We start from the raw sequence: 14362 nt of genomic DNA on the forward strand, positions 1-14362 counted from the left end.
TTCGCCCGCTGTTAGCCTTTCCACCAGCGGCGCGGCTCCACGTTTTCGGGCTTCATGTCCTTTTCGACTTCGCGCGCGATGGTGTAGATTTCCTTATAGGTATCGATGCCGCCGGCCCATTTGTTCAGGCGGTCGCGCCACTGTTCCCACAGCTGCGGCTGGAACTCGGGTGAGCACATTTCCTCAGCCATGCGGATTTCGCTGTCCGGCAAGAAGGCCGGACGGACGCCGTGTTCCGCAAATACCGTGCCCGGAAGCTGCGGATCGGAGAAGCCGACGGTCTTGACCAGCGCGGCCTCGTTTGCGGCCTGAACATGGGCCTGTGCCCAATAGGCGCTCTCCATAACTGCGTCCTGCAGATAGCCTTCGAGGCCGTCAAAAACCTTTGCCGACATCGAGGTGTGCTCGGTGCCGCAAAAGAACTTGAGGTCGACCGACTGCGAGACCACCGGCGCCATGTTGGCATAGGCCACTGCGGAGGCCCAGGTTTCGGCGCCGTCGATCAGGCCCTGCTTCAGCCCGTCGAGGGTCTCTTCCCAGGCCACCGGCACCGGGTTCAGGTTCAGCGCGTTCATTGCGATCCGTCCCAACTGGGTGCCGGTGACGCGGTTTTTGGTTCCGAACAGCTGCTCCAGTTTGGTGATGGTCGGCTGGTCCTTGTACTTCAGGCCCAGCTGTATGCCGCGCAGCTCGCAGTGGCTGAACAGGAATTTCAACCCGTGGCGCTTTTCCAGAGGATCACGCAGGATTTCCTGGCTTTTGGGGTGATAGAGGAAGTGGTATTGGGACGCACGGCCGGGGAACATGAAGGCATAGTCCAGCACGTTCAAATAGGGCGCGCCGCCAGCCGAGTTCTGGGTTGAGGCTGCGTAGATGTCGACAATCCCCTGCTGGGTTTTCTCGACGCAGCTCAACTGGCCGCAAATCTGATTGTCGCCAATAAACTCGATCCGGATCTCCCCATCCGTACGTGCTTCCAAATCACGGGCGAATTCCAGTGCCCCTGCCCGCTCGATCAGCAGATTGCGCGCGTTGAAGCCCGAGGCGCCGAACTTCAGCGTGTGCTTGGCGGGCTTGGTATAGCGCTTCTCATAGGTTGATTCCGCAGCCGAGGCGAGGTTCGCCAGGCTCATCGCGCCGCCAAAGCCGCCTGCCGCCAGTAGGGTCGAGCTCATCCCGTAAGTCCCTGCCACCCGTAACAAATCCCGCCGTGAAATGCGGCCCAGTTTGTTAGTCAGCCCCATAACTCTCCTCCCTAAGATCAATTATTGAGACGTTTCGTATCAAAAAATGCTAGACCAATTTCCACATCCTGTATAGAAGTTTTTTCATCGAGAGTTCGGGAGGTATGGATTTGGACGCGGATTTCATCGTCATCGGCGCTGGGTCTTCAGGCTGTGTTGTCGCCAACCGGCTGAGCGCAAACCCGCAAAACAAGGTGGTTTTGCTGGAAGCCGGAGGGCGTGACACAAACCCCTGGATTCATATTCCGGTCGGCTACTTCAAAACCATGCACAATCCCTCGGTTGACTGGTGCTACAGGACTGAACCGGATCCGGGTCTTAATGGCCGATCCATTGATTGGCCGCGAGGCAAGGTTCTAGGAGGGTCTTCCTCGCTGAATGGACTACTGTATGTCCGCGGCCAAAAGGAGGACTATGACCGTTGGCGCCAGATGGGCAACGAAGGCTGGGGCTGGGAAGATGTCCTGCCGCTCTTCAAGCGTTCCGAAGATCAGGAACGCGGCGCGGATGACTTCCATGGCACAGGCGGCCCGCTGACGGTCTCAAACATGCGCATCCAGCGCCCGATCTGCGACGCTTGGGTGGCAGCCGCGCAAGAGGCGGGATACCCGTTTAACCCCGATTACAACGGAGCGGATCAAGAAGGCGTCGGCTACTTCCAGCTCACCACCCGCAACGGTCGGCGCTGCAGTGCGGCAGTCGCCTTCCTTAGGCCTGCGCGGAAGCGGCCCAATCTGCAGATCATCACAAATGCGCTCGTCGAAAAGATAAATTTGGATGGGCGCCAGGTGACAGGTGTCAGCTATCTGGACAAAGCAGGCCAGCGCCACGTCATCACGGCCCGCAAGGAAGTGATCCTGTCCGGCGGTGCTATCAATTCGCCGCAGACATTGATGCTGTCGGGCATCGGCCCGGCTGGCCAGTTGCAGGCTAATGGTGTGGAACCCCTTGTCGATCTGCCAGGGGTGGGCAAAGGACTGCAGGACCATCTGCAGGCAAGACTTGTTTACAAATGCAACGAACCAACGCTCAACGATGAGGTCCGCAGCCTGTTCAACCAGGCCCGGATCGCCTTGAAATATGCGCTGTTCCGGGCCGGACCAATGACCATGGCGGCAAGCCTTGCGACCGGTTTCATGAAAACCCGGCCGGATGTGGCAACACCCGACATTCAGTTCCATGTGCAGCCGTGGTCAGCGGACAGCCCGGGCGAGGGCGTGCATCCATTTTCCGCCTTCACTATGTCAGTTTGCCAGCTGCGCCCCGAAAGCCGGGGCGAAATCCGTTTGAACGGACCAGACCCCAGGACCTACCCCAAAATCATTCCGAACTACCTGTCCGCCGAAACCGACTGCCGGACTATCGTCGACGGCATCAACATCGCCCGGCACATTGCCCGGCATAATCCTCTGGCGTCCAAGATTGCCGAGGAATTCCGCCCCAACGCTGACTTGGCAATGGAAGATTATGAGGGAACATTGGATTGGGCGCGCAGCAACTCGGTTTCAATTTACCACCCCACCGGGACCTGCAAGATGGGTGCGGGGGAGAACGCAGTGGTCGATGAAAAACTGCGCGTGCATGGCGTCGAGGGGCTGCGGGTTGCCGATTGCTCTATCATGCCGGAAATCGTCTCCGGCAACACCAACGCGCCTGCAATCATGATCGGGGAAAAGGCTAGTGATCTGATTGCCGAAACCGGATAAACCAATGTGACAGCAAAAATTCAGGCTGCTGAAAAGAAAGCCGCGCTTACCGAACCCAGACCTCCACCCTCCGATTGATCTGGCGGCCCCAATCGCTGTCATCGCAAGCCATCGGCAAGACCTCTCCAAAACCCTCAGTCCAAATCTTCACCCGGCTGACGTCTGCGGTTTCCGCAGCCTTGATCACTGCGTCACGCACTGCGTCAGCTCGCTTCATCGCGATCTGACGGTTACCTTCCGCCGGGCCGACCCCATCGGAAAACCCCGCGAACACAAGCTCCTGAGCATCGAACTCACCAGTCTCGAGCGCCCGGGCCAATTGCTCAATGTTGCTGCGGGACTGGGCGTCTGGGCGCGAGGATCCCGGCTCGAACCGGAACGTGGTTGTTAATCTCCGCATCCCTCCCAGCACGGTTACCAGCCGTTGCAATTCTGACAGCCCTCCTTTCTGGTTTGCAGCCAGAATGGCATTAGACAGGCGGTTCCCCTGGCGGCTCACCGGAATCAACTCCGGGGCCTGATCGACAAAACCGGCGCGGCGGATCACTGCCTGCGCAGCGGGTCCGCGCACATAAGCAAGAAAATCGCGTGCCACCTTTGGGAGGCGCCGCGCTGGCAAGTATAGAAACATCGGCACGGTCAAAGGGTAATCCTCGGTCTTTACCGCATGCCGGCTGGCCTGCAGCGAAAACCCGCACAGTCCTGAAAGGGTCAAAACCCGGGCTGCGCCTTTTTCGGCGTAGCTGGCAATGCCGATGGCAAAAGGATCGATCAAAACCCGCCTGACCAGCGTGCTGCTGCGGTCATGACGGTTGATCTTGGCAGTAAAGACAGCGCCGGTTGGCGCCATAAGTTTATCCTCGACGGCTTGCGAGAGACCGGAACCGGACACAGGCATGTGTATGGAAATGGGAGCATTCGGACCGCCAAGCTCCTGCCAGTTGCTGATCCGGCCGGACAGGATACCTGCCAATTGCGGCAAGGTAATCTCACGCACGGGATTAGCCGGTGCTACAACCGGAACAAAGGCGTCCAGCGCCAGGATGCGGCTGCGCCCGGTCCCGGTTAAATCTCCCAAACCTGCGGCCCGTGCGGCTTTTCTTTCCAGAACGCGGATCTCACGCGTTGCCATTGCAACGTCCGCTTCATCCGCGACAAGTGCTGCGAACCCAGCGTCTGTATTACTGATCGCAAATGTAAACCGTGCAGCAGGCTTCTGCCCTCGCAGCAAGACATGACTGAAGTTTCCATCAGGCAGCGGCTCCCGGCGCGTTTGATAGCCGTTGCGCAACGCAAAGCCTTCGATCAGGGCTGGCAACAGAACCTCCGACATTGCGGAAGACCCGGCAAACGTGATCTCTGCCACAAAGGCGGACAGGCTGGGGCACCCCGGCCCATCGCAAGTCACACCCGATCCATCCACGGTGAGTTCGCCGAATTGAGTTTGCACCCTGTAGAATTCGCCATCAAATCCCAGCAAGGTGCCGGTTATCTCAACTGCGCCATCCGGAGAAGACAGGGTGACATCCTGAGCTGCAAGACCGCGTGCCAGGACTGTCAGAAAAAGTGCGGCACAAACGGCCGCACGCAAGAAGGTCATGTGGATACCTGAAGTTACCGCAAATCAGTTGGCGGCAATCTTCAGGTCTTCGAGAAGATTATTCAACACCAGAAAGCTCCTCTGAGCCTCGCAATCCGGCATTACCATCACCAGATCGCGGCTAGTGAGCCTGCCACCAGTCAATCGCAGCGCTTGCGCAATGATATCCTGGCCGCAATTCCTTCCGGTCACCTCGGCTTCTGCTGTCAAGGACACTGTCCCGGATTGCCCTGGCAGGCTGGAGTGCAGACTGGAAATCTCCGCGACCCTCGGAGCCAGAAGGCTTTGATCTCCCAGCCGGTCTATCCGGCCGATGCCAGCATGGTTTACCGCACCGTGCCAGACGTGACCCTCAGTTCAATAGGCGGCACCAAATTCCCGGGCATGCAATTCGAGCCCGCTATTGCCGCTCCACTGCAAAACGACACGCTCAAGATCTTCGATACCATTCGACTTCAGCCACCGCTACTGCACCGGAATCGTTTGGAGTTTCGGCGATAATCACAGCCGTTCGTGTCAAGGCCAGTACAAGAGGGTCGTAGCGCCCGGTGCCATTTAGGGAAACAGTGAAGCTCACCCCGCTGTGATGCGCTTTTAAAGCCCTCCTGAGACAGACTGCTACTGATAGCCTTGTCCACAAAGTGGCGCAGTTTTTGACCGCAAACTGCAGTGAATCCAGCAAATGCTCAATCTTCGCGGCGACTAAAGGAAACGAATTCAGGGAAATCCCCGTGCTTGCGCCTGCAGGTTTCTGCACTGCGCAACAGCTTAAGGCCCGGCGCTGCGCATAGCACAGCGACCGAGAGGAACTGTCTTAGCCAAGTATTCTGAGACGCAGCCTGCCAAGAGAACAGGAGCCCAGGAACTAGAGATCAATCAAACCAGACTGCCGTGGCAATGCTTGAATTTCTTGCCTGATCCGCATGGGCACTTGTCGTTGCGCGAAGGATTGCCCCAGGTTGACGGGTCATCCTCTACAAATCCAGGCGCGGCTGATTCCGCCGAACTGTCCGCACCAGCCGCTTGTGCCGCCATCTGCTGCATGGCCGCTTGGCGGGCTGCCATTTCCATCAGCATCTGCTGCTGCTCTTCCTCAGTCATTGGGCGCACCCGGCTGAGCTGCTGAGAGACTTCCTCGCGCAGGCTATCGAGCATGCTTTCAAACAGCTGGAAGCTTTCGTTCTTGTACTCGTTCAGCGGATCACGCTGCGCATAGCCGCGAAAACCCACCACGGAACGCAGATGCTCCAGCGTCAGCAGATGCTCGCGCCATTTCTTGTCGATGGTCTGCAGCAAGACCTGCTTTTCGATGTTGCGCATGCTCTCCGGTCCGAAGGCTTCAGCCTTTTCGGCCATCAGCTTGTCGGAAGTTTCCACCAGGCGTTCGCGGATCTGTTCGTCATCCACGCCCTCCTCTGCGGCCCACTCTGCTACCGGCGCATCAATCGATAGCATTTCCCGGACCTGTTCCTGCAAGCCTTCAGTGTCCCACTGGTCAGCGTAGGTTTTGGGCGGCATGTGGACGTCGAGAAGATCGTCAATGACTTCATGGCGCATGTCATTGGTGATTTCGGACAGGTCTTCAGCTGCCATGATCTCACGGCGCTGCTTGAAGATCACCTTGCGCTGATCATTCATCACGTCATCGAACTTCAGCACATTCTTGCGCATGTCAAAGTTGCGGCCTTCGACTTTTGCCTGGGCCCGTTCCAGCGACTTGTTAACCCAAGGGTGAATAATCGCTTCGCCTTCCTTCATGCCCAACGAAGACAGAAGCTTGTCCAGACGTTCAGAACCGAAGATCCGCATCAGGTCGTCTTCGAGGCTGAGATAGAAGCGCGTGCGGCCCGGGTCGCCTTGACGGCCGGAGCGGCCGCGCAGCTGGTTGTCGATGCGACGGCTTTCGTGGCGCTCAGACGCCATTACGAACAGACCGCCAGCCTCCAGCACCTTTTGCTTCTCTTCCGCGTGCTTGGCTTCCTCAGCGGCACGCAGTTCTGCTGGATCCGCCTCTGGGTTTGCCGCCAGCGCCTCCAGCACCTTCATCTCTACATTACCGCCAAGCTGAATATCGGTGCCGCGGCCGGCCATATTGGTAGCAATAGTCACCGCGCCGTACCGGCCGGCATCGGCAACGATCTGTGCTTCCTGCTCATGGTGGCGGGCGTTCAGGACGTTGTGCGGGATGTCTTCCTGCTGCAGCATCTGGCTCAGGAGTTCGGACTTCTCAATGGAGGTAGTGCCCAAAAGGACCGGCTGCCCCTTTTCATGCGCGACCTTGGCTTCCTGGATCATCGCCTCGTATTTTTCACGCGCGGTGCGGTAGACTTGATCGTCCTCGTCCACCCGGGCAATCGGACGGTTGGTCGGCACTTCGACGACGCCCAGACCATAGATTTCTGCAAATTCCTCGGCTTCCGTCATGGCAGTACCGGTCATACCCGAAAGCTTGTCATAGAGACGGAAGTAGTTCTGGAAGGTAACGGAGGCCAGAGTAGTGTTCTCCGGCTGGATCTGCACCTCTTCCTTGGCTTCAATCGCCTGATGCAGCCCTTCCGACAGGCGGCGGCCCGGCATCATCCGGCCGGTGAACTCATCGATCAGCACCACTTGGCCGTCGCGAACGATGTAATCCTTGTCCCTCTGGAACAGCTTGTGGGCACGCAGCGCCTGGTTGACATGATGGACAACTGTAGTGCTTTCCGGATCATAGAGCGATGCCTCGGCCTCCAACAGTCCGTGTTCGCGCAGGGTTTGCTCCAGATACTCGTTGCCGTCCTCTGTGAAAGTCACGCCGCGAGTCTTTTCGTCGATCTCGTAGTGGTTTTCGGCCAGCAGCGGGATTACTTTGTCGATAGTGGAATAGAGTTCAGAGCGGTCTTCCGCCGGACCAGAGATAATCAGCGGAGTACGGGCCTCATCGATCAGGATCGAGTCGACTTCGTCAACGATGGCAAAGTTGTGCTGCTTCTGGAAAACTTGGTCCAAAGACGGCTTCATGTTGTCGCGCAGGTAATCAAAACCCAGCTCATTGTTCGTGGCATAGGTCACGTCGCTTTGGTAGGCCGCCATCTTCTCTGCATCCGGCTGGCCCGACCAGATTACACCAGTGGTCATGCCAAGCTGAGCAAACACCTTGCCCATCCATTCACTGTCGCGCTTCGCCAGGTATTCGTTCACAGTAACCACGTGCACGCCCTTGCCGGTAAGTGCATTCAGGTAGGCAGGGAAGGTGGCCACCAGGGTCTTGCCCTCACCGGTCTTCATCTCGGAGATGTTACCCTGATGCAGGAAGACACCACCCATCAGCTGGGTATCAAAAGCACGCAGGCCCAAAGCCCGCTTCGCGGCCTCCCGCACGTTAGCAAAGGCTTCGGGCAGCAGAGCATCCAGTTTTTCGCCATTCAGCGCCCGCTGGCGAAGCTCTGCTGTCTTGGCAATAAGCCCGTCATCGCTGAGCTTTGCGAACTCATCTTCCAGCCCGTTGATCTGAGCAATCAGCGGCCGCGTCGCCTTGACTTTACGGTCGTTAGGTGTACCGAAAACCTTTTTGGCGATTGTTCCGAAACCCAGCATATCTTCTCCAGCGATCCTATATCCGGCCTATGCATCGGGCAGGCTTGCCCGCCGTGACCGCAACCCATAAACAATGGTGGAAAGACGGTCCTGCCAATGGCCTCAAGGCGATGTAAGCGGCAGGGTATAGAGTGTCAACGGCACGGCCTTTAACGGCCAAGGAATAGGAAGGTTTCAATGCGTAAAGGTCTCACATTTCTGCGCGGATTGGCGGTTGCCGCCTGTGCTGCGCTGCCGCTGGCCGCGGCTGCAACCCCGCATGCAAACACAGTGGTTGCCTCGGTCAATGGCGAGGAGATCACCATCGGCCATATGGTCATGGCACGCGAAAACCTGCCGGCGCAGTACAAGCAGCTGCCCGATGACGTCCTCTACAACGCAATCCTGGATCAGCTGATCCAGCAAACTGCATTGAAACAGCAGCTTCAGGGTCAGGTGCCTCACTATGTCAAGCTTTCTGTCGATAACGAGGAACGCGCATTGCTGGCGGCGGAAGTAATCGAAACGGTCATGGATAAGGCCAGCGGCGAAGAGAAACTGCGCGCGGCATATGATGAAAAGTACTCCACCGGTGAAGGCGGTGATGAATTTCACGCAGCTCATATCCTGGTCGAAAGCGAAGAGGACGCGCTGGACGTCAAGGCCGAGCTGGATGCAGGCGCTGACTTTGCCACGCTGGCCAAGGAACGCTCAACCGGCCCCTCCGGCCCGAACGGCGGCGATCTCGGCTGGTTCACCACAGGCCGTATGGTGCCCGAATTTGAACAGGCTGTCCTGAAGCTGGGCTCAGGTGAAGTCTCAGATCCGGTCCAAACGCAATTTGGCTGGCACGTCATCCTGCTGAACGAGCGCCGCAAGACAGAAGCACCCGAATTCGAAGAAGTCCGTACCGAGCTGGCCGATGAGCTGCGCCAGAAAGCGGTTGAGGAACGGGTGAACGAGCTGACAGCAGCAGCGGAAATCGAACGGCCTGAGATTGAGGATCTTGATCCGGCCATACTCAAAGACCTCAGCCTGGTAAGGAACTGATCATGTCCAAATCCATGCCCGTTTCACCGCTGGCGCCCGCCAGCTTCCCCGATCTTCCGGTGATCAAGGGCGTGCGATTTGCATCTGCCGCTGCCGGTGTCAAATACCAAGACCGCACCGATGTGATGCTGGCTGTCATGGATCCGGGCACCGCGCTAGCCGGTGTCTTCACCCGGTCCAAGACCCGTTCCGCTCCGGTTCTCGATTGCCAGTCCAAGCTGGGCGGCGCTGCGGACACCGGCGCAGCGATCCTGGTGAACTCCGGAAATTCCAACGCTTTCACAGGCCACTACGGCCAAACATCGGTGGCTGAGATTATATCGGCTGTGGCCGCAGAAACCAGAATTCCGGCGGGCCGTGTCTTCACTGCTTCCACCGGCGTCATCGGCGAGCCGCTGCCGCACGACCGGATTATTGCCAAGATCGGAGAGCTGAACGGCGCATTGGATGAAAACGCGCTGGAAGATGCTGCCAAGGCCATCATGACAACCGACACCTTTGCCAAAGGCGCCAGCGCCACGGTTGGCATTGACGGCAAGACGGTCAAGATCGCAGGCATCGCCAAGGGTTCCGGCATGATTGCACCGGACATGGCGACAATGCTGGTCTACATCTTCACCGATGCCAAGGTGGAGCAGGCAGCGCTGCAGGCACAGCTGTCGGAGATTTGCGACCGCAGCTTCAACTGCATCACCGTGGACAGCGACACCTCCACCTCCGACAGCCTGATGCTCTGCGCCACCGGTAGCTCTGGTGTAGACGCGACCGGCAACGCGGAATTCGCTGCCGGGCTGGAACGGGTCATGCTTGACCTGTCGCACCAAGTGGTGCGCGACGGTGAAGGCGCAACCAAATTCGTGGAAATTCAGGTGACGGGCGCGGCTTCGGATGCGGACGCCAAAGTTCATGGCATGGCGATTGCCAACTCACCGCTGGTGAAAACCGCATTAGCGGGCGAGGACCCAAACTGGGGCCGCGTGGTCATGGCAATTGGAAAGTCCGGTGCAGCTGCCGACCGTGATTTGCTGTCGATCTCCTTTGGCGATGTACTGGTGGCGGAGAAAGGCTGGGTCTCGCCGGCTTACAAAGAAGAACTGGGCGCGGCGGAAATGAAGAAGCAGGAAATCACCATCAAGGTGGATCTGGGTCTCGGCAGCGGCGCAGCCACTGTCTGGACCTGCGACCTGACGCATCAGTACATCTCGATCAACGCGGACTACCGGTCATGAGGACGGTTCTCGTCTCTGCCGTTGCCCTCATTGATGCCGACGGCAGAGTGTTGCTGGCGCAGCGGCCTGAAGGCAAGTCCATGGCAGGTTTGTGGGAGTTCCCCGGCGGTAAGATCGAGCCGGGCGAAACGCCTGAGGCCGCGTTGGTCCGGGAATTGCACGAGGAGATCGGAATAGGCACTTGGGCTTCGTGTCTCGCTCCTTTGACTTTTGCCAGTCACACCTACGAAGATTTTCATCTTCTGATGCCGCTGTTTGCCTGCCGCAAGTGGGAGGGCATCCCGCAGGCCAAGGAAGGACAAACGCTGAAATGGGTGCGGCCGCAGGATCTGCGTGACTACCCCATGCCGCCAGCAGACATCCCATTGATCCCGATTTTACGCGACTGGCTGTAACGCGCTCTAGTCACGGCCTCTGTTGGGCTGTGCCGGATACAACAGGCCGATTGGATTTTGCCGGGCATTTGATTAGCCCAGGCTAAAGCCGTGAACCTTTTGTTAACCATTCTGTTCAAATCTTAACTTACGAACCAACTCACTGCCCTGCACATCAGTGGATCAGGAGACGGCCATGATAAGAACAAACGAAATGGGACGCTTTTCATGAGTACAGGGCAGCTTCATACGGGCATTCCCAAACACAACTACGGTGCGGGTTGACAGAATGGTACATACTGGCCATCCGGTCAAACCCGCCGCCTGAGCGCCACTCACACATGCCAGGCAACAAAGGGCAGCTGCACAAGCTGCCCTTTTCCATCCGGTAAAGCGGCAACCATGTATTCCAAAGTGAAAAAGCCCCAGTGTGTAAACCGGGGCTTTTCATAACTCAGCTCGAAACGGTTATCATTCGAGCGTACGGGTGACTTCTTCACGCTCGAAGATCTCGATGACGTCATTCGGGCGGATATCGTCGTAGTTCTCGAACGCCATACCGCATTCCTGACCGGACTGGACCTCGGACACTTCGTCCTTGAAGCGCTTCAGGGTCTTCAGTGTGCCTTCGTGGATCACCACGTTATCACGCAGCAGGCGCACGCCGGCCGAGCGGCGGGCGATGCCTTCGGTGACCAGACAGCCGGCAACCTTGCCGACGCCGGTAACCTTGAAGACTTCCTTGATCTGGGCGTAGCCGATGAAATTCTCGCGGATTTCCGCCGACAGCAGGCCGGAGGCTGCGGCCTTCACGTCATCCACCAGATCATAGATCACCGAGTAATAACGGATCTCCACACCCTTCTGGTTGGCGGTGTTCCGGGCCGAGGCATTGGCACGGACGTTAAAGCCCATGATCGGCGCGCCGGAGGCTTCCGCCAAGCCCACATCGGTTTCGGTGATGGCACCGACGCCCGAATGCAGCACGCGCACGCGCACTTCCTCGTTGCCGATCTTTTCCATCGCCTGAACGATGGCTTCGGCAGAACCTTGCACGTCGGCTTTGACCAGGATCGGCAGTTCGGAAACGTTTTCGTCTTCCTTGGCCTTGGCCATCAGCTGTTCCAGAGTGGTCGCAGCACCTGCTGCTGCGCGCTTGTCCTTGGCAGCTTGCTCACGGTAGGCAGCAATTTCGCGCGCCTGCGCTTCGGTTTCTGTCACATTCAGAACGTCGCCAGCTTCCGGAGTGCCGTTAAGGCCAAGAACCTCAACCGGAACCGAGGGGCCCGCTTCCTGAACGCGCTCACCCTTATCGTTGATCAGCGCACGGACTTTGCCGTACTGCTCACCCACAACAAAGATGTCACCCTGGCGCAGGGTGCCGTTCTGAACCAGAACGGTGGCAACGGGGCCGCGGCCCACATCCAGCTGGGCTTCGATCACGGCGCCTTGGGCGGCACGGTTCGGGTTGGCTTTCAGTTCCAGGATTTCCGCCTGCAGCGCAATGGCTTCCAGAAGTTCGTCCAGACCCTGGCCGGTGTGCGCCGAAACTTCGACGTCCTGCACTTCGCCGGACATCTGTTCGACAACCACCTCGTGCTGCAGCAAGTCCGTGCGGACCTTCATCGGGTCGGCGGCAGGCTTGTCGCATTTGTTGATCGCCACGATCATCGGAACTTCGGCCGCCTTGGCGTGGTTGATGGCTTCGATGGTCTGCGGCATGACGGCGTCGTCCGCAGCAACAACCAGAACCACGATATCGGTTACCTGAGCACCGCGCGAGCGCATCGAGGTAAAGGCTGCGTGGCCAGGGGTATCCAGGAAGCTCAGCGTGGTGCCGCTTTCGGTTTTCACCTGATACGCACCAATGTGCTGGGTGATACCGCCGGCTTCGCCGGCCACAACGCGGGCATTGCGGATCGCATCCAGAATCGAGGTTTTACCGTGGTCAACGTGGCCCATGATGGTGATCACCGGCGGGCGCGGCTTCAGATCATCTTCTTTGTCTTCGACTTCCTTGATCACGTCCTCGACGTCAGCATCGGAAACGCGAGTCACCTTGTGACCAAATTCCTCAATGATCAGTTCCGCGGTATCGGCGTCGATCGATTGGTTCTGGGTGACCATCATGCCCATCTGCATGAGCGACTTCACCACATCAGCAACACGCTCCGCCATACGGTTGGCCAGCTCGGACACCACAATGGTTTCCGGCAGCTGCACATCGCGCACAACCTTTTCGCGCTCAACCGAGCCGCCCATGGCCTTCTGGCGCGCACGCTCCTGCTTGCGCTTCATCGCCGCCATCGAGCGCTGGCGGTTACCTTCACCGCCAGTTGCCTGGCCAAGCGTCAGCTTGCCGGAACGACGGTTGTCATCACGGCCCTTACCGCGGGACGGGCGCTGTTCACGCTCGCGCTCTGCCTTGCGCGGTGCAGCGGCGGGGGCAGGTTTGCTCGGCGCGGATCGTTCCGCTTTCGCGGCGTCCGGTGCCGGAGCAGCTGCAGCACGCTTCGCCGCTTCTTCAGCTGCAATGCGCTGGCGTTCCTCTTCTTCAGCCTTGGCTCGTGCGCGCTCTTCCGCTTCGCGCTGCTCGCGCTCCTTGGCTTCCTGCTCCGCCCGGCGGCGCTCACGCTCTTCGGCGCGGGCCTTTTCCTCGGCTTCACGCTGCGCGGCTTCCTCTGCCTCACGGGCCTTGGCGGCCTGCAGGGCCTTCAGGCGGCGCTCCATTTCCGCGTCGCTGATGCCGGCAGGCCGGCGCGATCCGGATGTCGAAGGCGCAGCACCGCTGCCCCCCTTGGCCGCACCCGGCTTGGGAACCACAACGCGTTTGCGCTTGGTTTCCACCACGACATTCTTGGTCCGTCCATGGCTGAAACTCTGTTTCACGTTCCCCGGACGGGAACCCCCACGCAGACCCAGTGTCTTTTTGCCGTCACTATCGCTCATAAAGCTACTTATCCTTCCGTGCGGCCGTTGCCGCCCACCATTTCGCGCAAACCTTGCAGTCGTTGCGCCTCATCTACAACACGTTTGCTGAGTCCGCCAGAGGCGAGGGCGGCATGGATCGCAGTTTGGCGCCCAAATGCCATTCCCAGCTCGTCCGCCGTGAGGCAGCCGATGAATTTGCCCTTGTAGGGCGTGCTCAGCTTCGACTTCCCGCGCCCCGACCCGTCAGAGGCCTGGATCAGCACCCGAGCCTCTTCTTTGGCCAGCCAATCCTTGACCCGCTCAAACCCGGACACTGCGTCGCCCGATTTGCGCGCCAGACTGATCAGCTCTATCAGGCGGCGGACAACCTGACGCTCGACTTCCTTTACCAGTTCCTCCGGCACCTGCACCTGCGCCTTGAAACCGCGGGCAAAGAGCTTCTTCTTGACTGCCGCAGCCAGTGCCTCCCGGCTGGAGGCCACATAGACACCGCGGCCGGGCAGTTTGCCCATTACATCGGGCACGACCTGACCGTCAGGGCCCATCACAAAACGGATGAGGCCCTGTTTAGGCTGGGTTTCGCCGGTCGCGATACATTTACGTTCGCTGTCACCGGTCCGGTCTTTTGTTGCGCCGCCGCGTGTCATACGGGTCTCCAATGCAAGGCCTGAAA

General features: G+C 58.9%; 10 protein-coding genes. 4 read left to right on the top strand and 6 right to left on the bottom strand.

Features of this window, described 5'->3' with window-relative positions:
- Positions 1-11: 11 nt before the first annotated feature.
- Entirely contained in the window at positions 12-1244 is a 1233-nt protein-coding gene (locus K3725_RS18475) for a TRAP transporter substrate-binding protein (RefSeq protein WP_260016701.1), read from the bottom strand.
- Positions 1245-1348: 104 nt separating this feature from the next.
- On the opposite strand from K3725_RS18475, the gene K3725_RS18480 reads away from it, so the two are divergent.
- Positions 1349-2950 (top strand): GMC family oxidoreductase, encoded by a 1602-nt coding sequence (locus tag K3725_RS18480; RefSeq protein WP_260016702.1) that lies wholly within the window; start codon positions 1349-1351, stop codon positions 2948-2950.
- A gap of 46 nt (positions 2951-2996) precedes the next feature.
- Here the strand turns inward: K3725_RS18480 and K3725_RS18485 are convergent, their stop codons facing one another.
- From K3725_RS18485 to secA, 3 genes are all read right to left on the bottom strand, one after another.
- Positions 2997-4550 carry a phosphate ABC transporter substrate-binding/OmpA family protein gene (locus K3725_RS18485; RefSeq protein WP_260016703.1) on the bottom strand — a complete coding sequence of 518 codons (1554 nt, stop codon included), beginning with the start codon at positions 4548-4550 and terminating at the stop codon, positions 2997-2999.
- A 24-nt stretch (positions 4551-4574) separates the two neighbouring features.
- A complete protein-coding gene (locus K3725_RS18490; RefSeq protein WP_260016704.1) occupies positions 4575-4760 on the bottom strand; it encodes a hypothetical protein in 186 nt (61 codons plus the stop codon).
- A 666-nt stretch (positions 4761-5426) separates the two neighbouring features.
- The gene (gene secA, locus K3725_RS18495) at positions 5427-8126 is read right to left on the bottom strand and encodes a preprotein translocase subunit SecA (RefSeq protein ID WP_260016705.1); all 2700 of its coding nucleotides are present in this window, start codon (positions 8124-8126) and stop codon (positions 5427-5429) included.
- Positions 8127-8303: 177 nt separating this feature from the next.
- Here secA and K3725_RS18500 point away from each other — a divergent pair, with 177 nt between their 5' ends.
- From K3725_RS18500 to mutT, 3 genes are read left to right on the top strand one after another with little or no spacing between them, the layout of a single operon-like run.
- Positions 8304-9155 (top strand): peptidylprolyl isomerase, encoded by an 852-nt coding sequence (locus tag K3725_RS18500; RefSeq protein WP_260016706.1) that lies wholly within the window; start codon positions 8304-8306, stop codon positions 9153-9155.
- Between the two features lie 2 nt (positions 9156-9157).
- On the top strand, positions 9158-10384 hold the full coding sequence (argJ, locus tag K3725_RS18505) for a bifunctional glutamate N-acetyltransferase/amino-acid acetyltransferase ArgJ (RefSeq protein WP_260016707.1): 1227 nt from the start codon (positions 9158-9160) through the stop codon (positions 10382-10384).
- Positions 10381-10779 carry an 8-oxo-dGTP diphosphatase MutT gene (gene mutT / locus K3725_RS18510; RefSeq protein ID WP_260016708.1) on the top strand — a complete coding sequence of 133 codons (399 nt, stop codon included), beginning with the start codon at positions 10381-10383 and terminating at the stop codon, positions 10777-10779. The genes argJ and mutT overlap by 4 nt, the downstream gene beginning before the upstream one ends.
- A gap of 450 nt (positions 10780-11229) precedes the next feature.
- Here the strand turns inward: mutT and infB are convergent, their stop codons facing one another.
- A complete protein-coding gene (gene infB, locus K3725_RS18515) occupies positions 11230-13707 on the bottom strand; it encodes a translation initiation factor IF-2 (protein WP_260016709.1) in 2478 nt (825 codons plus the stop codon).
- An 8-nt stretch (positions 13708-13715) separates the two neighbouring features.
- Positions 13716-14336: an RNA-binding protein gene (locus K3725_RS18520; RefSeq protein WP_260016710.1), complete on the bottom strand. Its 621-nt coding sequence runs from the start codon at positions 14334-14336 to the stop codon at positions 13716-13718.
- Positions 14337-14362: the final 26 nt, after the last annotated feature.

The sequence above is a fragment of the Leisingera sp. S132 genome (assembly GCF_025144465.1).
Lineage (GTDB): Bacteria > Pseudomonadota > Alphaproteobacteria > Rhodobacterales > Rhodobacteraceae > Leisingera.

What these genes read in the sequence shown, in the direction of transcription:
- K3725_RS18475 (WP_260016701.1), bottom strand. Translation starts at nt 1,244, where the DNA reads ATGGGGCTGACTAACAAACTGGGCCGCATTTCACGGCGGGATTTGTTA.
- K3725_RS18480 (WP_260016702.1), top strand. Translation starts at nt 1,349, where the DNA reads ATGGATTTGGACGCGGATTTCATCGTCATCGGCGCTGGGTCTTCAGGC.
- K3725_RS18485 (WP_260016703.1), bottom strand. Translation starts at nt 4,550, where the DNA reads ATGACCTTCTTGCGTGCGGCCGTTTGTGCCGCACTTTTTCTGACAGTC.
- secA (WP_260016705.1), bottom strand. Translation starts at nt 8,126, where the DNA reads ATGCTGGGTTTCGGAACAATCGCCAAAAAGGTTTTCGGTACACCTAAC.
- K3725_RS18500 (WP_260016706.1), top strand. Translation starts at nt 8,304, where the DNA reads ATGCGTAAAGGTCTCACATTTCTGCGCGGATTGGCGGTTGCCGCCTGT.
- argJ (WP_260016707.1), top strand. Translation starts at nt 9,158, where the DNA reads ATGTCCAAATCCATGCCCGTTTCACCGCTGGCGCCCGCCAGCTTCCCC.
- mutT (WP_260016708.1), top strand. Translation starts at nt 10,381, where the DNA reads ATGAGGACGGTTCTCGTCTCTGCCGTTGCCCTCATTGATGCCGACGGC.
- infB (WP_260016709.1), bottom strand. Translation starts at nt 13,707, where the DNA reads ATGAGCGATAGTGACGGCAAAAAGACACTGGGTCTGCGTGGGGGTTCC.
- K3725_RS18520 (WP_260016710.1), bottom strand. Translation starts at nt 14,336, where the DNA reads ATGACACGCGGCGGCGCAACAAAAGACCGGACCGGTGACAGCGAACGT.